The organism is Bacillus rhizoplanae, from assembly GCF_917563915.1.
GTDB lineage: Bacteria > Bacillota > Bacilli > Bacillales > Bacillaceae_G > Bacillus_A > Bacillus_A rhizoplanae.
The window spans coordinates 197,248-216,085 of the sequence record NZ_CAKJTI010000001.1 but is presented as its reverse complement, the minus strand read 5'-3'; the positions used below and the strand labels follow the sequence as shown (position 1 = coordinate 216,085).

21 protein-coding genes are annotated in these 18,838 nt (G+C 36.4%); 5 read left to right on the top strand and 16 right to left on the bottom strand.

Annotation, left to right across the window (positions count from 1 at the left end; translation table 11 throughout):
- Positions 1–74: 74 nt before the first annotated feature.
- The gene (locus LRP84_RS01205) at positions 75–1,316 is read left to right on the top strand and encodes a nucleotidyltransferase (protein WP_302850562.1); all 1,242 of its coding nucleotides are present in this window, start codon (positions 75–77) and stop codon (positions 1,314–1,316) included.
- A 318-nt stretch (positions 1,317–1,634) separates the two neighbouring features.
- Here LRP84_RS01205 and LRP84_RS01200 read toward each other — a convergent pair whose 3' ends face one another.
- Both LRP84_RS01200 and LRP84_RS01195 read right to left on the bottom strand, forming a co-directional pair.
- The gene (locus tag LRP84_RS01200; protein ID WP_230573402.1) at positions 1,635–2,660 is read right to left on the bottom strand and encodes a SepM family pheromone-processing serine protease; all 1,026 of its coding nucleotides are present in this window, start codon (positions 2,658–2,660) and stop codon (positions 1,635–1,637) included.
- Entirely contained in the window at positions 2,653–3,444 is a 792-nt protein-coding gene (locus LRP84_RS01195; protein WP_230573401.1) for a patatin-like phospholipase family protein, read from the bottom strand. Before LRP84_RS01195 ends, LRP84_RS01200 begins: the two co-directional genes overlap by 8 nt.
- Positions 3,445–3,551: 107 nt before the next feature.
- Here LRP84_RS01195 and ylbJ point away from each other — a divergent pair, with 107 nt between their 5' ends.
- Positions 3,552–4,784, top strand: coding sequence for a sporulation integral membrane protein YlbJ (ylbJ, locus tag LRP84_RS01190; RefSeq protein ID WP_230573400.1), 1,233 nt, complete (start codon positions 3,552–3,554; stop codon positions 4,782–4,784).
- On the opposite strand, the gene coaD is transcribed toward ylbJ, so the two are convergent.
- Together coaD and rsmD are read right to left on the bottom strand one after the other, a co-directional pair.
- On the bottom strand, positions 4,779–5,267 hold the full coding sequence (gene coaD / locus LRP84_RS01185) for a pantetheine-phosphate adenylyltransferase (RefSeq protein WP_230573399.1): 489 nt from the start codon (positions 5,265–5,267) through the stop codon (positions 4,779–4,781). The genes ylbJ and coaD overlap by 6 nt on opposite strands.
- Complete coding sequence (gene rsmD / locus LRP84_RS01180) at positions 5,255–5,830, bottom strand: 16S rRNA (guanine(966)-N(2))-methyltransferase RsmD (protein WP_230573398.1); 576 nt, start codon at positions 5,828–5,830, stop codon at positions 5,255–5,257. The genes coaD and rsmD overlap by 13 nt, the downstream gene beginning before the upstream one ends.
- A 438-nt stretch (positions 5,831–6,268) precedes the next feature.
- Between rsmD and LRP84_RS01175 the strand changes: the two genes are divergently transcribed.
- The gene (locus LRP84_RS01175; RefSeq protein WP_230573397.1) at positions 6,269–6,658 is read left to right on the top strand and encodes a DUF7147 family protein; all 390 of its coding nucleotides are present in this window, start codon (positions 6,269–6,271) and stop codon (positions 6,656–6,658) included.
- A gap of 205 nt (positions 6,659–6,863) precedes the next feature.
- Here the strand turns inward: LRP84_RS01175 and LRP84_RS01170 are convergent, their stop codons facing one another.
- The 6 genes from LRP84_RS01170 to LRP84_RS01145 form a co-directional block, all read right to left on the bottom strand.
- The gene (locus tag LRP84_RS01170; RefSeq protein ID WP_230573396.1) at positions 6,864–7,139 is read right to left on the bottom strand and encodes a YlbG family protein; all 276 of its coding nucleotides are present in this window, start codon (positions 7,137–7,139) and stop codon (positions 6,864–6,866) included.
- 161 nt (positions 7,140–7,300) lie between these two features.
- A complete protein-coding gene (locus LRP84_RS01165) occupies positions 7,301–7,753 on the bottom strand; it encodes a YlbF/YmcA family competence regulator (protein ID WP_098305608.1) in 453 nt (150 codons plus the stop codon).
- Positions 7,754–7,829: 76 nt separating this feature from the next.
- Positions 7,830–8,402, bottom strand: a complete 573-nt coding sequence (locus LRP84_RS01160; protein WP_230573395.1) for a histidine phosphatase family protein — start codon at positions 8,400–8,402, stop codon at positions 7,830–7,832.
- A gap of 76 nt (positions 8,403–8,478) precedes the next feature.
- Entirely contained in the window at positions 8,479–8,724 is a 246-nt protein-coding gene (locus LRP84_RS01155) for a YlbE-like family protein (RefSeq protein ID WP_098305612.1), read from the bottom strand.
- Positions 8,725–8,735: 11 nt separating this feature from the next.
- The gene (locus LRP84_RS01150; protein WP_230573394.1) at positions 8,736–9,149 is read right to left on the bottom strand and encodes a YlbD family protein; all 414 of its coding nucleotides are present in this window, start codon (positions 9,147–9,149) and stop codon (positions 8,736–8,738) included.
- Positions 9,150–9,236: 87 nt separating this feature from the next.
- Positions 9,237–10,271, bottom strand: a complete 1,035-nt coding sequence (locus tag LRP84_RS01145) for a CAP domain-containing protein (RefSeq protein ID WP_230573393.1) — start codon at positions 10,269–10,271, stop codon at positions 9,237–9,239.
- A 214-nt stretch (positions 10,272–10,485) separates the two neighbouring features.
- Between LRP84_RS01145 and LRP84_RS01140 the strand changes: the two genes are divergently transcribed.
- Positions 10,486–10,851, top strand: a complete 366-nt coding sequence (locus LRP84_RS01140; protein ID WP_098305618.1) for a YugN family protein — start codon at positions 10,486–10,488, stop codon at positions 10,849–10,851.
- Positions 10,852–11,315: 464 nt separating this feature from the next.
- Here LRP84_RS01140 and ctaG read toward each other — a convergent pair whose 3' ends face one another.
- From ctaG to cyoE, 6 genes are all read right to left on the bottom strand, one after another.
- The gene (ctaG, locus tag LRP84_RS01135) at positions 11,316–12,221 is read right to left on the bottom strand and encodes a cytochrome c oxidase assembly factor CtaG (RefSeq protein WP_230573392.1); all 906 of its coding nucleotides are present in this window, start codon (positions 12,219–12,221) and stop codon (positions 11,316–11,318) included.
- 216 nt (positions 12,222–12,437) lie between these two features.
- Positions 12,438–12,776 (bottom strand): cytochrome c oxidase subunit IVB, encoded by a 339-nt coding sequence (ctaF, locus tag LRP84_RS01130; RefSeq protein WP_230573391.1) that lies wholly within the window; start codon positions 12,774–12,776, stop codon positions 12,438–12,440.
- Between the two features lie 3 nt (positions 12,777–12,779).
- Positions 12,780–13,403, bottom strand: coding sequence for a cytochrome (ubi)quinol oxidase subunit III (locus tag LRP84_RS01125; RefSeq protein WP_230573390.1), 624 nt, complete (start codon positions 13,401–13,403; stop codon positions 12,780–12,782).
- A complete protein-coding gene (ctaD, locus tag LRP84_RS01120) occupies positions 13,403–15,265 on the bottom strand; it encodes a cytochrome c oxidase subunit I (protein WP_230573389.1) in 1,863 nt (620 codons plus the stop codon). The genes LRP84_RS01125 and ctaD overlap by 1 nt, the downstream gene beginning before the upstream one ends.
- Positions 15,266–15,298: 33 nt before the next feature.
- Entirely contained in the window at positions 15,299–16,348 is a 1,050-nt protein-coding gene (coxB, locus tag LRP84_RS01115) for a cytochrome c oxidase subunit II (RefSeq protein WP_230573388.1), read from the bottom strand.
- A gap of 92 nt (positions 16,349–16,440) precedes the next feature.
- Positions 16,441–17,364, bottom strand: coding sequence for a heme o synthase (cyoE, locus tag LRP84_RS01110; protein WP_230573387.1), 924 nt, complete (start codon positions 17,362–17,364; stop codon positions 16,441–16,443).
- A 515-nt stretch (positions 17,365–17,879) separates the two neighbouring features.
- Here cyoE and LRP84_RS01105 point away from each other — a divergent pair.
- A complete protein-coding gene (locus tag LRP84_RS01105) occupies positions 17,880–18,827 on the top strand; it encodes a COX15/CtaA family protein (RefSeq protein ID WP_230573386.1) in 948 nt (315 codons plus the stop codon).
- Positions 18,828–18,838 lie beyond the last annotated feature (11 nt).

The window sequence follows — 18,838 nt, the reverse complement described above, 5'->3', positions numbered from 1 at the left end:
GGAGTCATTATAGGAAATAATATATAGATTATCATGTTTTAGGAAAAGATGCTACACTGAAAGGAGAGATTATTATAAAAGCTAGCGGCATTATTGTTGAATATAATCCGTTTCACAACGGTCATGCTTATCATGTGCAACAAACCAAAAAGTTAACAAATGCCGATATAATCATCGCTGTTATGAGCGGGCCCTTTTTACAGCGAGGAGAGCCGGCACTAGTTTCAAAATGGGCACGAACACAAATGGCATTAGCAAATGGAATAGATATTGTCGTCGAACTTCCCTATGCCTTTGCAACGCAAAAAGCTGAAACATTTGCCAACGGTGCTATTTCAATATTAGATGCTCTTCGCGTCTCTGAGATTTGCTTTGGAAGCGAAAATGGTAATATTGAACATTTCTACAATACAATTACTATACGCCAGACTGAGCAGAATTTATTTAATCATCTTGTACAACAATATACCAAAACCGGAATGAGTTATGCAAAAGCCACTTCTGAGGCATTTGCATCCTTACAAAAAAACATGGCTACTATTGATGTCTCAGAGCCAAATAATATTTTAGGACTGCATTACACAGAAGCAATTATTGAGCAGAAAAGTTCAATAAAAGCAAGTACAATTAAGCGTTTTGCTTCACATTATCATGATGAAACATTTCAAGATGAACGAATTGCCAGTGCAACGAGCATTCGCAAACAATTATTTCATGAACAGAAAACTTTTTCAGCAATTGCTCCATTTGTTCCAAATATAACAAAGCTACTTTTGGAGCAATACAAACATTCCTATCACCTATTACATAACTGGGAGAATTATTTTCACTTACTAAAATATAAACTTCTGACAATGTCACCATCTCAATTACAACATATATATGAAGTAGAGGAAGGATTGGAGAATCGGATTTTATCTTCTATTCGGGAAGCGACCTCATTCATGAGATTTATGGAAGTATTAAAAACAAAACGTTACACATGGACACGGCTACAGCGTATTTGCACGCATATTTTAACAAACACAACGAAAGAAGAAATGCAAAAAACTCACATAGAACAGCACGCACAATATATACGTTTACTCGGCATGTCCCAGAAAGGACAAACATATATATCAAGTATTAAAAAGCAAATAACTCTCCCTTTGCTTTCTCATACAAAAACGTTACGGCATCCCCTTCTAGATATAGATCGAAAAGCAAGCGCTGTTTATTTCTCTATTTTACAAGAGCCCCTTTGCGGTGAAATGATAAAGCGAGATATAACGCAGCATCCGATTCGATATGACGAAACGCAACATGTATTTTTATAAAGTTCAACTAACCGGGTTCATGCCAGCTAAGACCCCCACCTATCTTTTTTGTTTTAGGTGGGGGTCTTACCTCCCGCGAATAGCGGGATAAAGCGAAACTTCCATCAGGTAGGTCTTACTGCCTGCAAGTAGCTTGATAAAGTGAAACTTTAATCAGTCGGGGTTTTCTTCATCCCCCACTGATTATTAGTTGAACCAATCGGGCTTTTACGGGCAGTTTATCTCCCACCTAACTTCTTTACTTTCACCGAATTTTGAGGGGGGAGTATTACTGCCCGTTAATGCGGGATAAAAAAATCCTCTCTTAAATGAGAGGATCTACTTTTTTTCTGACATTTTGTCCAAATATGCTAAGGCATCATCTAACGTATCCACAGGTATAATCTTCATTTTTGTATTTATATCTTTAGCTGTTTTCACCGCTTCTTTATAATTTGAATTCTTTGCTCCTTTCTCATTTGGAGCAAAGAATATTTCTGCACCCGCATTATGAGCTGCAACTACTTTTTGAGAAATACCTCCAATTGGACCGATTTCTCCTTTTTCGTTTATTGTTCCAGTCCCAGCTATTTCGTGGCCTTTTGTTATATCTTCTTTCACAAGCTGATTATAAATCTCTAACGTAAACATAAGCCCAGCAGAAGGCCCTCCAATTTTATGCGCATCAATTTTCACGTTAGGACTTACTGTAAGTTTCTTATCCGTAATAATAGAAACTCCGATGCCAGCACGACTTTTATCTTGCGGAATTGGTTTTAGTACAAATTTGTCTTCTTTCTCATTCTTTTCGTGTACATACTTAATAGTTACTTCATCATTTTGTTTTTTTGTTTTCATGTACGCAATAAACTCCTCTGCTGTTTGAAATGGTTGTCCATCAACAGCAACAATACGATCGCCAAGTTTTAATTTTTCAGCAGCCGGCATACCATCTGCAATTCCTGCTACGAGTACACCTTGATTTTCAAACGTAACAGGATAGTTTGCTTGTTTATAGGCATTATAAATAGCCGCATCTTGAGATTCTTTCATTGCATACACTTGGCGTAATTGATACTCTTCATCACTTTCACCTTTTTGTAAAATTTCTTCCTTCTTAAGAATTTCTTCATACTTATTAAATTTAGCAGAAAGAAAGTTAACAACATTCGCTCGCCCCATTGAAACTGTAACGAGCATAAAATCGCCCTTCTCTTTATTCCCTCCCTCAACTTGTACGTACGGCTCTAATTTCTCTGCCATACCTGGCTTTGTAATATAATATGGCAGAGGAACAAACACAATTAACATTGCAACTATAACTCCAATGAGTAATGCGTATAAATACCGAAATTTTTTAAACATCCTTTTTCTCCTTCCACTGTTCAATCAAGGTGTAAATCGTTTGAATATGCCGCTGCGCCTCTTCTTCTCCAACACGAATGATATCTTCTATATTCGTAAAGGCCCGTGAACTAAATTGCTCTACAGCTGGATGCATCATAAGATCTGATGCAATTTGTCTATTTACTACAAGTTCATGCTGCATAATCTCAATACTTTGCATAATGACATCATAAATAGATGTAACTTCTCCATTAACCTTAATAGGGGATACATCAACGGCAATCACAATATCAGCTCCTAATTTTTTCACTACCGATACTGGAATACGATCAATTACTCCCCCATCAACTAATAGCCTTCCATTTATTTTCTCTGGAACAAATATGCCGGGTACAGAAATACTTGCCCTGACAGCATCTGCAATAGAGCCTTGTGTAAAGACAACCTTTTCGCCATTTAGAATATCAGTTGCTACAACCGCTGTCGGGATATCCAGTTCTTCTAATTTTTTATTATATGTAAACATTTTAATCATATCTTTCACACGTTTTCCAGAAATAAATCCCATTTTAGGTACAGTAAAGTCCAAATAGTATTTTCGCTTAAATACTGTTGCTAAACGATATAAACGATCCACGTTACATCCTGCTGCATAAAACGTACCTATTAGTGCCCCCATACTGCTCCCGGCAATCATATGAATAGGTATACCCGCCTCTCTTAACACTTTAATAACGCCTACATGTGCAAACCCTTTCGCTCCGCCTGACCCAAGTGCTAACCCAATTTTCGGTTCTCTCATCTTCTTCACCCTCAAAATTTTTTCACTCTCTTTTTATACTTATGGTCTAATTTCACCATGTATCCTCGTATACTGAAATGAACGTTTGGGACAAAGGGGGATACAAAATGTACGAAAAATGGAAAACGGGCTTTCTCACCATATCGGTTACTTTTTTTACAGTTTCTCTCGTACTCCACCCCCAAGCAGCACTGCAATCATCTATTCGAGGCTTAAATATATGGTGGGAAGTTGTATTTCCTTCATTGCTACCTTTTTTTATTATTGCAGAACTTCTAATCGGGCTCGGGATTGTAAAGTTCATTGGTGTGTTATTAGAACCCCTTATGCGTCCACTCTTTCGTGTACCTGGTATTGGAGGGTTTGTATGGGCAATGGGTATGGCCTCTGGTTTTCCTGCAGGTGCAAAATTAAGTGCTCGGTTGCGCCAAGAAAATCAACTTACACAAATTGAAGCGGAGCGCCTTGTGTCTTTCACAAACTCTTCTAATCCATTGTTTATTTTTGGTGCTGTAGCGATTGGTTTCTTTGACAACCCAAAACTAGGACTTATTTTAGCAGCTGCCCATTATGTCAGTAACTTCACAGTTGGACTACTCATGCGCTTTTACCAAGATAGACATACACAAACAGAAACAAAGAAACATTCAACGCCCATTCCATTGCGTCACGCCTTTTCCGTTCTTCATAAAACTCGATTACAAGAAAAACGACCCATCGGCAAATTAATCGGTGACGCTATTACTTCTTCAATTCAAACATTACTTATGATTGGCGGGTTTATTATTTTATTCTCTGTTTTCAATAAAATGCTAACTGTTTTTCATATTACAACCTTCCTTGCTCTTATTATGAAACAAATATTAGTTGTATTTCAACTTTCGCCTTACTTTAGTTTTCCTATTTTATCCGGTCTTTTTGAAATGACACTGGGAAGCCAAATGATTAGTCAAACAGAGCACACCTCTCTTTTACAACAAACCATGATGACAAGTTTCGTCTTAGCATTTAGCGGTCTTTCCATTCAGGCTCAAGTTGCCAGTATTTTAGCAGAAACAGACATTCGTTTTAAACCGTATTTTATCGCACGAATTATTCAAAGTATCCTTGCTCCAATCTATACATATATATTTTGGGGACCACTTTATGAAAAATTACATTCTTTTTCGCCTACCCAATATGATATTCCAGTCTTTTTATCTAAGCAATCTACCCTGTTAGCAAAAGGATGGGCCGCACTAGTTACATATGGTCCGACCTTTACACTGCTTTGTTTATATTTATATGTTATGTTACTATTCTTGCGTCTTATCAATAGCAAAAAACCCCGTTCATCATAACGGGGTTTGAAACTTCTCTTTTAAAGCACGTTCTACAATTGGCGGGACAAGCCCAGCAACATTACCACCATAACGCGCTACTTCTTTTACAATACTTGAGCTTAAAAAGGAATATTGATTATTTGTCATAATAAAAAATGTTTCTACATTCTCTTCTAATTTACGATTCATGGATGTAATTTGCATTTCATATTCAAAATCAGATACGGCGCGCAAACCGCGTAAAATCGCATTTGCATTACGCATCCTCGCATACTCTACTAATAAGCCACTGTGTGAATCAACCTTTACATTCGGAATATCTTTTGTCGCCTCGCGAATTAATTCTAAACGCTCTTCTACTGTAAAAAGCGGTTTCTTTGATGAATTGTTTAAAACAACAACATATACTTCGTCAAAGACTTTTGCGCCCCTCTTAATAATGTCTAAATGTCCAAGCGTAATCGGATCAAAACTTCCCGAAGAAATTGCTATGCTTGCCATTCGGTCCCCTCACCTTCATACTTATAAATCGAAATCGCTGTAATACCATAGTTTTCAGCTCTTACCTTCACAAGTCTTCCAATTGTTTCAGGTAATTCTACATCTACCCCATGTTCTGACATAACGATTCCGTTTTCTTTCAATAGACCGTGTTGATCCATTATACTAATTAAAGAAATAATCTTTTGATCTTTATACGGCGGATCTAATAGTACAAGGTCGAATGATATCTCACGTTTCATAAGCGCCTTTACAGCACGTTCTGCATCATTTCTATATACTTCAGCTTGCGCTTCTAACCTGCAACTTTCTAAATTTTGATGGATAACCTTTATAGCTTTTCCATCACGATCAACAAAAATAGCTTTATCTATCCCTCTACTAAGAGCCTCAATACCAAGACCACCGCTTCCTCCAAACAAATCAAGAGCTAAACCACCGTCAAAATAAGGACCGATAATATTAAAAATGGCTTCTTTCACCTTGTCTGTTGTTGGACGCGTTGTGTTACCTGGTACAGCTTTTAAAGGATGACCTTTACACTTCCCTGAAACTACTCTCATAATTTGTCACTACCTTTATCTCTTTCTAACAGATGTTCATGTAAATCATTCTTGTGTAAGCTCAATCTTACTTACTACTTACGGACAGTAAGACTTCCACTGATGGAAGTTTCACTTTATGTATATTCATCTTTTTTATCCTATCATAAAACATCCGAAAGAAAAATAAAAAGCAAAAGAGAAATTTTAATTTTACAATGTATATCTTCATATAGTTTGGACATAAATAAGGATAACAACATCACCTTCGATGTTGTTGCCAACCGCGGAGAAGACTTACGTTTCCCCATAAGTTCTTCCTCCGGTTTCTCCTCTCCCTTTGCCTTCTTGCTAGTCATACTAGTGTAAGAAGGGCCCTGCTTCGGCAGGGTTTTTTCTTTACCTTCTTTTCATTTTAAAAATGAAATGATACAGTAAAAGAAGAAGGAGGAGAAAATCATGATTCAACGTTTTATTCAGCTAGGTGAAGGTTACTCCGATTTATATGAGTTACTAGAAATCGCAAAGGCAAACCAACACCGTGTATCTCATATGTTACAATTTCACACATTAAAAGATAATAAATCTGTTTGTTCCCTTGCTGTTGTTCTACATCCAACAGCAGTAGGCAATTTTCAGCCATTATACATATGTCTAGAAGGAATTCCTGTGGAAGAAGATAAACAAAGCAAACGCATTGCCTTGTTTGAAAATACCGCTTCAGAAATTGGTAAACAAGTCGTTTCTTTCACAGTCAAACCATCAACAATGTTTCCAGAGAAAGAATTATATTTCAACCATCTCATTGGTATTTTACGAATGAACCATTTCATTCCGCCAATGCAATAAAGTGAAACTTCCATCAGGGAACGCTTTTCTCACTGATGGTTAGTTGAACCAATCGGGCTTTAACAGTCGATTTGATGTAACATCCTAGAAAAAATTAGCTAACCGACTGTTAAAGCAAGGTAAGGTGAAACTTCCATTAAGGAAATCTTACTGGTTCTACATGCAAATAATACAAGAAAAACCCACCAAAGTTTTTGGGGGTTTTTTAATCAATCTTATTATAATCATATTCTTTTGCACGATCTGGTCTAGAATTTTCGAACTCCGTTTTTAAAAATGGGCGATAAGATGGCTCTACCTTTTTTATAAACGGAAGCTTATTTAATTTTTGCATCATATATTCCAGTTGCTCCATATCACAATACACAACGGCATATTTAAACCGCTTCGATATGTAATGAATGTTTCCGTATTTCCTTAAAATTTTAGCGTGTTTTAAGGAATTTAGATAGACGATCATACTTTGTCGTTGCCCAAACATAATTTTCTCCTTTTATATAATTTCATTCTTTCTATTTTACAAAAAGCACACAGAAATTTATAACTTTACATACAATTATTCATCAGTTTTTCAAACATCAAAAGATACTAGCGGGTGTTTTTTGTATCCATTTTCTTCTATATTCTAAAAAACGGGGCAAATCACCCCGTTTTTTTGCACCCACAGCTACCACCAGAACCACAACCGCCTCCACATCCACCTGCGTCAAAGAACGGGTTCCCTGTTGGAACTTTAATAGAAGTCGAGATTTCCATTCCAATCATTGTACTGACTTCATCTAATAGCTTTTGCAATTCATTTTCTGCTTTTTTAAAAGCAACTATCGCTTCATGCAAATCTACTGCTCGTTTCAATTCTCGCATTTGCGCAGAAACTGAAGTGAAATCCGGATGATATTTCCCAAAGCGCTGTACTTCTTCGTATCGTTCCTTCAGAGCTATAAACTGTTTAATTAATGTTTGTGCTTCTTGATTTTTCTGCAATGCATGATGGCATTCGCGATAACGCTCAGCTATATCTGAACAAACAACTGCTTTCGCTAATTGTTCGGCTTCATCTAGAATCATTACGCTCTCAAGCGTCGCTAGTATCATAAGAGACACCTCCGAATACTAATCATATCACATTTATAACGGAACTACTAACCTTGCTTCCCATCTTGAAAACAAATTATAAAGAGATGTGTTCTGCAATATTGTATCTTAATACGGTCCATTTCCCTTTTGATTGTTTTACATAACTCATACACGCATTTTTTAAAGATGTTTTAAACGTAATTTCCTTTGGAACAATCGCATGAAGAATCGCTTTAATTGCATGAGAGTGCGCAACAATAATAATTCGTTTCCCATCATACTGACAAGCAACATCTTTTAATGCAGAAAAACAACGCTCTACAATTTCTTCCTCTGTTTCCAGACCTTCGACATTCCCATCAGCAATGAACTGCCTTACTTCATCAACTGGTTTCCCTGATGCTGCACCAAAATTACGTTCCATAAAACGTTCATCAAAATGAATTATATTTATCCCGATCGCATCAGCAATTGCTTGTGCCGTCTCGTGTGCTCTCACTAAAGGACTACTAATGATTATATCCCATGTTTCAGCTCGTAATGCTTCTGCACTCTGCGCTGCTTGTTGTTTTCCAATTTCATTCAAAGGAATGTCTTCTCTTCCTTGAATAATCTCTTGAAAATTCCAATCAGTTTGTCCATGTCGTACTAAACAAATTTCCGTCATGCTGTAACTCCTTTTTCCAGAATTCTTTTTCATTGTAACAAAAGTTTCGCATGACGGACACAATTTTTACTTCCAACTAATTAACGTTTTGCTGTTTCATATATTGAAACATATCTATCATTATAGAAGCAACCGATAACTGATTTTGAAACTTAGCTACCTTGTCTGGAATTGTCTTTTTAAAATATTGCATGGCCGCCAATTCAAATGCATCTTTTTCGCTTGGATCTCTAGAAAGTTTCCGATACCAAGACGGTTGCTCCCGAATATACTTCTGTAAATCTTCATTCGATCTTACAAATTCGATGAGTTCTTTTCTCATCACTTTTCCTCCTAATCTTTTTGAAAGAAAAACGGATTATTTTCAGAATTACGCTGCTGTTTTGTTCCCTGGTTCCCTTGAAACTGTTGAATAACTTGCTGTACGCTTCCAAGTGCAGTCGTCATATTTGCTAAATGTTGCTGCACCTGTTCCACATCTAACTTTTTAAAAAACGATACCATTTGTCCCATAAAGTCTCCAGACTTTTCTCCGCGATCTTCTTGTACGGAAGAAGAAATTGTCTCTCCATTCACCTTGTAATGATTCCATACATCATCTTGCTCTCCAAGCAAATACCACTCTTCATAAAATTGTTGCCACGATTTCTTTCCATTTCGAACGTCATGAACCATCTTTGGATGCTGGCGCACAAACTCTTTGAATTTTTGAATAGAAGGATGTAAATCTCCTTTCACCGCTGTCATTACAATCACCTCACCAGATATATCTTCTACTATATTGTAAGAAAAAAAAGGCGCATGGTTCGCCTATTTTTAGGCAATTCATACACCTTACTTTTGAATAAAATTTTGCGTATAAAAATTGTCATACACTCCAATTCCTAAACCAGTGAATTGTTCGTTTAGTAAATTCTTTCGATGGTCTTCGCTATTTAACCACCCTTGCACTGCTGCAATTCCATCACTATACTGCGTCGCGATGTTTTCTCCTGCTAGTTGGAATGATACATTTCCTTTTTGCAAACGATCACCTAATGTTCCAAACAAAGGTGAATCATGCGAAAAATAATTGTTATCTTTCATATCTTTACTATGTTCATATGCTACTACCGCCGTTTGTTGATCCCATACTAATAATGGAAGGTGATAACGACTACGAATTATATTTGTCAAATCTAAAATTTGCTGTGCATTTCCTTGTTCGACTTGCTTCATTTGCTCTGATGATAATGGTTGTGGATTCGTTAATTCTCCAGAATAAACAAGTTGATATGGCCTTTGTTTTATTAATGTTTCATCATCCATATAACGAACACCGACAAGCTTATGTGTAAAATGGTCAAAATATAATTGCGCCCACCCTCCTCCTTCTATAGAAACAAGTGGTTGTTCTGTTACTTCAACATCAGACAATTCAAATTGATAACTATTTTTTCCCATTTTAAGTGAAATTTCATATGAAAACGGATTCCTTTTATAAGCGTCTTCATACTTTTCACCAATATGAAATGGTGAAATATTCACTTTCTCTCCGCCAACATAAATCGTAACAATTTTATGATCTATAATTCCAAACTGCACATAGTGCGATAAGTCTTGATTATATACCCACCATTCATAACCATATGCAGATGGTTCAATTCGCGCCGGTTCGCCCCAATTCGCTAATAAAATTTCAGAGTCACTACCTAGGAGCTGTGGAATTGTTTCTGGCACACCTTTATTTTCTTTTTTCATTTTCACGATTTTATGCTCTGATTTTAAATGAGGGGATTGTAATATATATTGAGAAACGAGTAATTTCCCGTATAAATCAATTGCTAAAATAAGAATAGTAATTACTATAATACGGAACAACATTTTCAAATTATATACCTCCTGAATACCCATGAAATTGAGGTATACACAAACAAAACTGTTTTTTCTCCATTTTGTGTGTACCACACTATGTTCACTATATCATATTTTTTGCATAAAAGTAGACATTCTACCTTTTCACTCCATACGAATTGTATTTTTCAACTATTCGTACTATTATAAATTCAAGGGGATTTTACGTTTATTATAAGGAGGATATTTCATGCAATTTACAAATACGAAACTTGAAGGTACAGTTGTCGACTTTACACTTCTAACTGAGGTAATGGACAAGCATCATTTTGTACTAGCTGGACAATGGGATTACGAGAGAGTTACATACGACTATAAATTTGAAATGCTGAAAGATGTGTATTATTTACGTATACAAGGTTTTGCCATAGAAGGAGATGTTGGAGGACGACATGCCCAAATTAAATTATTGACACCTCTTCTCGGTAAACATTATTATCCACATGGAGTAGAGTACGGGGAAGAAGAAAAGTTCCCAAAAAATGTTCTTCAAAAAAGTGAACAATTACTTCAAAACATCGAAAAAGAGTTGCAGGATTTAGCGATTATAGAATAATAAAGTGAAAATTCCGTGAATGTCGATCTGCATTCTCCACTCATGATTTTCCTAATTCATGATACTCTCATAAGCAGCGAGGTTCCCTCTTGAAAGAAGGCTTACTACCAGTTAAAACAAAAAGAAGGTGTACACAATGATACACCTTCTTTTTGTTTTATAAATTTACTTCACTATTCGTAGACAGTAAGCTCACACCTCAAGATTCAAGGAAAACAAAGAAGATAGGTCAGAAATAACTACTGGCATGCATTCGATTAGTGAGAGCTTTCCATAAGTGGAGGGATAAAAAATCCCCGTTTATGAAAGTTTACTTTATCCCGCATTAACGGGCAGTAAGACCCCCACCTCAAAATCCAGAGAGAAGCAAAGAAGATAGGCGGGGGATAACTGCCCGTAAAAACCCGATTGGTTCAACTAACCGTCAGTGGGGGATGAAGCCCCCCACTGACGGAAATTTCACTTTATTTTGACTGCAAATACGGGGGTAGTGCATGAATCTGTTCTGCATCCTTTATTCGTTCTTTACGCGCCCACGCGAAGAAAACATACCCAATCACTGTTCCGTACACAATTTCTTGTACAATCTTCATTATAATGCCTCCTGTTTTCTGATCCTCTAAAACTGGAAGCCAATGTAAGAAATCAGGACCTGTAATATTTAAGTTAGATAACGTTCCAGCTGGTACACAAAGTTCCATTACCTTCATCCATGCACTTGGATCTGTATAGGTCGCAAACAATGGCACATTTGCAAAAATAATAAGTGCACAAGCTGGCGTTAATAACATACCATTGGCAAACATATAACCAATTTTTTTAATATCACTTAGTGTTTGATATTCTGGTAATGGATTAAATATAGGCCACCATAGCATCATGGCCGTAAAAAATAATACAGCAAGAACAATTGGATGTCCAATTTGGCTTTGCTTTACTGCATCAAACACAACCGGCAAGTGATACATAGAAAATAACCCGTTAAAAACAAATAAAGCTACAATAGGATTTGCGCATATATGTAACATCATACGAATAAATCGAAATGATGTTATGTATTGAAACAACCAATTCGGTAATCCAAGTAATAACAGTGGAGGTACAGCCATATACATAATTGCCATTTCAAACATATGTGCACTAAACACAATATGTCCAAGCAAATCAATTGGCCCTCCTTTAACAAAATACAAAAGTAACATACCACTTATAAAATAAAAGATTTTCCGTTTACTTACTTCTTCCCCATTTGGGAAGCGATGTCGATACTTTCCAATAATTAAAAGATAACCAATCACAACAGCTAACATAAAAAGAAAAAAGATTGGGCTCCACAGTGCTTCAAAACCAAATATCCATAAGTTGCTCACTTTTTTACACCCTCCCTTTTATAAAGTGAAACTTCCATCAGTGGAGAGTTTTTTCACCTCCCACTGATGGTTAGTTGAACCAATCGGGCTTTTACGGGCAGTTATCCCCCACCTATCTTCCTCACTTCTCTCTGAATCTTGAGGTGGGGGTCTTACTGCCCGCGAATAGCGGGATAAATAAAAGGGGATTGATGAAACATTCAATCCCCTTTCTTTTTAAAGCCAAATAAGTGTCGTAAAAGTTAAAATCGTTATTAACCCAACTATTAAACCTGAATACAAAAACATCGATGGGGTTTCATGCCCTTTATGACTCATATGCATAAAATAATACAATTGAAAAATAACTTGTACAGCAGCTAACAATAAAATAAATGGTACGGAAAAAAGCGGACTAAATGTTTTTGGATATGCGACTGCTACAAATGCAATGACTGTCAAAAAAATCATTAATCCGAAAGTAATGACTTGATGCTTCATTTCTTCCACACTTTTTTTTCTGCGATAAGCAAGATCAACTTTAGGATTATTTATATTTGTTTGTTTTATTGCCATTGTTTATCCCACCATTCCCATTAAATATACTACAGTGAAAATAAACACCCAAACTACGTCGATAAAGTGCCAATAAATTGACGCAACGTAAAACTTTGGAGCATTGTATAAATTTAAGCCACGCTTCGCATTACGGATTACTAAAGTTAAAATCCAAAGTAATCCAAATAGTACGTGTAACCCGTGCGTACCAACTAACGCATAAAATGCAGAACCGAATGCACTACTTCTCATCGTATGTTTAAACTCATGAACGTAATGATTAAATTCATAAATCTCAAAACTTAAAAATCCAACCCCAAGCAATACAGTGATAATAAGCCAAAGCTGCATTTGCTTAAAGTTAAAATTCTTCATATGATATATTGCATATACACTTGTTAAACTACTCGTTAAAAGAAGCATTGTCATAATGAACACAAGCGGCATTTGAAACATTTCTTGTGATGATGGTCCACCATTTGTTGAATTTTTCAGTGCTAAATATGTTCCGAACAAGGACGCAAATAGCACTGTCTCGCCTCCTAGAAACAACCAAAATCCAATAAATTTATTCTTTCCTTCAAGGGTTGCTTTTTCAGGCTCTGCTGGAAAGGTTTCATTTGTTAATTTTTCCTCTGCATGCATTACGCCTTGCCCCCTTTATCTTCTAAATCTTCTTTATGAATATGATATCCGTGATCATCAATTACAGATCGTAAGAGCATTGCTCCAAAGGTAATAATAAGACCAATAATCGCTACTACTAGCCACATTTTCTCTTTCCCCGCGTGCATATACATCGCTCCAAATGCTGCAATAAATAAACCTAAGGAAATGACAAATGGTAGGAAAGATGCGTTTGGCATATGAATATCACCAACCGGTTCTGCTGGCGTCATTTCGTTTTTTCCTTCACGTTTTTCAATCCAGAATGGATCTAATCCACGTACAAACGGTAATTGCTTAAAATTATACTCAGGTGTCGGCGCTGGAATTGACCATTCTAATGTACGACCATCCCAAGGATCGCGACCAGCTTGTTTTTTAGAAAAGGATGTTTTTACAACATTAGCTAACAGTACGATTGTTCCGAGAGCCATAAATACTGCCCCTACCGAACTAATTAAGTTACCAACTTCTAATCCTTGTCCTGGCAAATACGTAAAATAGCGACGCGGCATACCCATTAAACCAAGGAAGTGCTGAATAAAGAACGTTAAATGGAAGCCAATAAAGAACAACCAAAATGTAATTTTACCAAGCGTCTCATCTAGGAGTTTATTAAACATAAGCGGCCAAAAATAATGAGCACCTGCAAATAATCCGAACACAACCCCACCAACAATTACGTAATGGAAGTGAGCTACAACGAAGTAATTATCGTGAAATTGATAATCAGCAGGAGCTGATGCAAGCATAACCCCTGTCACCCCACCCATAACGAATGATGGAATAAAACCAAGAGCCCACATCATTGGTGTTGTAAAGCGAATGCTTCCACCCCACATCGTAAAGAGCCAGTTAAAAATTTTAATACCTGTTGGAACAGCAATTGCCATTGTAGCTACAGAAAAGATCGCATTTGCTACTGGACCAAGACCTACTGTAAACATATGATGTGCCCATACCATGAATCCTAAAAATCCAATTAATACCGTTGCAAATACCATAGATGAATATCCGAATAAACGTTTTTTAGAGAATGTCGCGAAGATTTCTGAGAATATTCCGAAAACAGGGAGTATAAGAATGTATACTTCTGGGTGACCGAAGATCCAGAATAAATGCTCCCATATAATCGTATTTCCTCCTAAAGCTGGGTTAAAGAAACTTGTGCCAAATAAACGATCTAACATTAACAGGGCTAGGCCTACTGTAAGCGGTGGGAATGCAAATAATATAAGTGCAGATGTTACAAAAGTTGTCCATGTAAACATCGGCATCCGCATATATGTCATTCCAGGTGCCCGCATATTAATAATGGTAACAAGGAAGTTAATTCCTCCTATTAATGTTCCAATACCCGCAATTTGCAAACCAAGGACATAGAAGTCGATACCGTGTCCCTTTGATGCGAGTGATAACGATGCATACGATGTCCAACCTGCATCAGGCGCCCCACCTAAAAACCAACTTAAGTTTAAAAATACGCCCCCAAAGAAAAACAGCCAAAATCCAAGAGCATTAATAAATGGAAACGCAACGTCTCGTGCACCAATTTGAAGTGGTACCGCCGCATTCATCATTGCAAATACAAGTGGCATTGCCGCTAAGAAAATCATTGTTGTTCCGTGCATTGTTAACACTTGGTTGTACATATCCCCAACGAGAAAAGCATTGTTTGGAATCGCTAACTGAAGCCGAATAAATAATGCTTCTATTCCCCCGATGATAAAAAATAACCCACCTGCAATTAAATAGAGAATGGCAATTTTTTTATGGTCTACTGTCGTTAAATAATCCCAAATTACAGAGCCCACTCCCTGTTTCTTTGCTACAGAACTCACGTTTTCAACCTCCCCTTCGCAAATAGTTTCTCTTTACTTTTCAACTTTTAATGTTTTTAAGTATGCATTTAATGCATCTACTTGATCGTCAGTAAGATTACCGTATTTTCCAGTCATTTTGTTTCCTGGTTTCATGCTTTCAGGGTCTTTTAACCACTTCTTCACATTTTCTTCATTATTTTCAGCAATACCTGCAACCATATCACGATCTGCGAAGTTGGCTAAATTCGGTGCAATACGTGCAGTAGGCGGTCTGCTATCATTTGATCCAACAGCATGACAACCGATGCAACTCTTTTCAAAGATTTGTTTACCTTCCTGCTCTTGCGTAGAAGCAACAGCTTTCTTGCCATTTAAGTCTTTCATACTAGCAACCCATTTTTTGTACTCGCTTTCATCAACAGCTTTAACTTTAAACTGCATTAAAGCGTGAGATGGTCCACAAAATTCTGCACAAAAACCGTTATATGTGCCCGATTTGTCTGCTTTAATCCACATTTTGTTCGTATTATCCGGATTTGTATCCATTTTCCCTGCTAAAGATGGGACCCAAAATGAATGTTTAATATCAGAACCCTTTAAATTTAAATACACTTTTTTACCTGTAGGGATGACTAAATCTTGCGAAGTTACTAATTTTTCATTATTGTAAGAAAATTCCCACCAATAAAGATTCGCTGTTACATCAACAACGATTGTATCTTTATCAATATTCTTTTTCTCCATTGCACTAACGTCAGCAAGTTTAAACGTATATGTAACAGTAGGGACAGCCAATACCAATAAAAGTAAAATTGGAATGACTGTCCATATAATTTCTAGCTTGTGATTTCCTTCTACTTGCTTCGGAATATAGTTTTCCTGTCCCTTTCTTTGACGGAAACGCACAATTACATATAAGAAAATAATCGTAACAACAAGAACAACACCAACCATGATTGCACTGGCTAATAACAATAAATCATATTGCATTTTTGCTACTTCACCTTGTGGAATCAAAGTAGATTGAAAGGCTTTACCGCATCCCCCTAACAGTAAAGCCACTAGTGAAACGAGCGAAAGCAATCGCCACTGTTTCTTCATGCAAACAACCCCCACTTTCTTTGTTATTTAGATTGTACTTTATAGTAAGTAAAGTAAATCTCAACGTAAAGAAATCCCCTCATGTCGTTGTCTTAGAAGAATGTTACAACAATCATTGAAATAAATAAGATTGTTAAGTAATTCAAGGAGTATACAAACATTTGCACGGACCATTTGATGTCGTCTTTCTTACGGTAGCCATAAAACCCTAACACGATCCAACCGATGTTAAGCAATGTTGCAATTATCATAAATGTTACTCCAAGTGCACTCATATAAAATGGCAGTGGCAATAAGCATACTGTCCAAATCATAATTTGACGTTTTGTAATATCAAATCCATACACAACAGGAAGCATTGGAATACCTGCATTGCGATATTCTTCAACACGTTTCATCGCAAGAGCGAGGAAATGTGGGATTTGCCAAATAAACATAATTAAAAATAGCATCCAAGCAATAGGATGATTCAAACTTGGATCAATAGCTGCCCAACCAATTAAAGGTGGAACTGCTCCTGATACACTACCTACTACTGTATTAAGCGTATATGCTCTCTTTGTCCATAATGAATAAAGCACAACATATGTGAAAGCTCCAATAAAACCAATAAATGCAGCCATCGGTGTTGTAAGAAGCAAGAATACGAAACCTAATAATAATAGTACAATACCGAATGTTAGTACAAAACTCGGTTTCATTTTCCCAGTTACTGTCGGACGATTTTTTGTTCGTTCCATTAAATGATCAATATCACGATCAATGTAGTTATTCAAACTACATGATCCTGCCATAATAAGTGCAGAACCAGCAATTGTGAAAAACATTTTATCCAGCTGATCCACAAAGTTTAATCCATTAAAATGTAGAGCCAACCAAAAACCAGTAAATACCGTTAATGTATTTGAATTTACAATTCCCATTTTTACAAGCGCTAACAAATCTTGTACACGACTTGTTTCCGGCACATCCGTTACGGTTGATTCCTCATGCAATTGACTTGTTGCATGGCTCATCGTTTCAACCCCCTCTAAAACTTTCATCATAATTACTCTGTAATGAGCATTTTATCCGAAATAAAACACTCTTTAGCTTCTATATAACAATATTATTACAGTAGAAATGTTGTTTTATGGTTCTCCTATTAATATACACTTCTCACTCGAATATATTAAAACATATTTCATGAAAAAATTGTGAAGAAAACATGAACTTTTTGTGTCTATGATTAAAAAAGTTTTTCCCTACTCACTTCATAATAGCACGTAATTACCTTTTATAATAAACCATTTTGTCAAATTCCGCATGTATTTCCGTTTATTTATTTATAAAATCCCCTAATTTTGTTAAAATCAGCAATTTATTTTCTAGATTTTAGTATTATTTCATCTTATCTTCTCCTTCCCTGTCCCCCTTTGCTATTTTATAAGATTTTATATATCATAGGACTGTAGTGCATTTCTGTTTCTATAATATTTATTTCATTAAAATATTGCACAATAACTTTAGAATAGAAAGCTGGTGAAAAGGATTGCAACGTTTTATAAAATGGTTAGCAGTCATTACGAGTTTTGATTTATTATGTGTTCTCCTTGGCGGAGCATTAGTTACTAAGACTGGTTCAGGACAAGGGTGTGGTAAATCTTGGCCGCTATGTAACGGGGAATTGCTTTCCTCGCACCTATCAATGCACACAATTATTGAGCTGAGTCACCGCCTTACTTCAGGCTCTGCAGGGATTCTTGTTACACTACTATGTGTCTTAGCTTGGAAATACTACGGACATGTTCGGGAAACAAAAACCCTTGCCATTCTTTCTTTCGCATTTTTAGTAGCTCAAGCACTCATGGGAGCAGCTGCAGTTGTATGGGGACAAGTTCCAGCTGTATTAGCAATTCATTTCGGTATCTCTCTTATTTCGTTTGCTGCTGTTATTTTATTGACACTCCTCATCTTTGAAATTGATAAAAAGTTTGATGTCCACTCACTTAATATTGATAAGAAGATGAAATTTCATATTTACGGTGTAACAATTTACAGTTACATTGTTGTCTATACAGGGGCATTGGTACGTCATGAACATGCAAGCTTAGCATGTCCAACTTTTCCATTATGTAGCAAAAACAGTCCATTTCCAACTCAATTTCATGAATGGGTACAAATGGGACATCGATTTGCCGCTACATTAATTTTTGTTTGGATTTTATACGCAATGATTATAGCTATCCGGCAATATAAACAACAAGCTGTTATATATTATGGGTGGATCACAGCATTTAGCCTTGTGATGTGTCAAGCAATCTCTGGTATTTTAGTTGTATTCACAGGGGCAAGCTTAACGATGTCACTTCTGCATTCACTCTTTATATCATGCTTATTTGCTGTATTATGCTATTTAGTTATGCTAGCAACACGTAGTAACACAAACATACAAAAAACAGAAATGAATCATACTACACAGCAAAAGAAACTATTATAATAACTTTTCTA

Bases quoted from the DNA above. Each gene is read 5' to 3' on its own strand.
- rsmD (WP_230573398.1), bottom strand. From the start codon at position 5,830: ATGAGAGTAGTTTCAGGGAAGTGTAAAGGTCATCCTTTAAAAGCTGTA.
- LRP84_RS01195 (WP_230573401.1), bottom strand. From the start codon at position 3,444: ATGAGAGAACCGAAAATTGGGTTAGCACTTGGGTCAGGCGGAGCGAAA.
- cyoE (WP_230573387.1), bottom strand. From the start codon at position 17,364: ATGAGCCATGCAACAAGTCAATTGCATGAGGAATCAACCGTAACGGAT.
- LRP84_RS01200 (WP_230573402.1), bottom strand. From the start codon at position 2,660: ATGTTTAAAAAATTTCGGTATTTATACGCATTACTCATTGGAGTTATA.
- LRP84_RS01140 (WP_098305618.1), top strand. From the start codon at position 10,486: ATGCAATTTACAAATACGAAACTTGAAGGTACAGTTGTCGACTTTACA.
- LRP84_RS01160 (WP_230573395.1), bottom strand. From the start codon at position 8,402: ATGACGGAAATTTGTTTAGTACGACATGGACAAACTGATTGGAATTTT.
- LRP84_RS01125 (WP_230573390.1), bottom strand. From the start codon at position 13,403: ATGCATGCAGAGGAAAAATTAACAAATGAAACCTTTCCAGCAGAGCCT.
- LRP84_RS01155 (WP_098305612.1), bottom strand. From the start codon at position 8,724: ATGAGAAAAGAACTCATCGAATTTGTAAGATCGAATGAAGATTTACAG.
- coxB (WP_230573388.1), bottom strand. From the start codon at position 16,348: ATGAAGAAACAGTGGCGATTGCTTTCGCTCGTTTCACTAGTGGCTTTA.
- ctaF (WP_230573391.1), bottom strand. From the start codon at position 12,776: ATGGCAATAAAACAAACAAATATAAATAATCCTAAAGTTGATCTTGCT.
- LRP84_RS01150 (WP_230573394.1), bottom strand. From the start codon at position 9,149: ATGACAGCGGTGAAAGGAGATTTACATCCTTCTATTCAAAAATTCAAA.
- ylbJ (WP_230573400.1), top strand. From the start codon at position 3,552: ATGTACGAAAAATGGAAAACGGGCTTTCTCACCATATCGGTTACTTTT.
- LRP84_RS01165 (WP_098305608.1), bottom strand. From the start codon at position 7,753: ATGATACTAGCGACGCTTGAGAGCGTAATGATTCTAGATGAAGCCGAA.
- coaD (WP_230573399.1), bottom strand. From the start codon at position 5,267: ATGGCAAGCATAGCAATTTCTTCGGGAAGTTTTGATCCGATTACGCTT.
- LRP84_RS01170 (WP_230573396.1), bottom strand. From the start codon at position 7,139: ATGTTTGGGCAACGACAAAGTATGATCGTCTATCTAAATTCCTTAAAA.
- LRP84_RS01175 (WP_230573397.1), top strand. From the start codon at position 6,269: ATGATTCAACGTTTTATTCAGCTAGGTGAAGGTTACTCCGATTTATAT.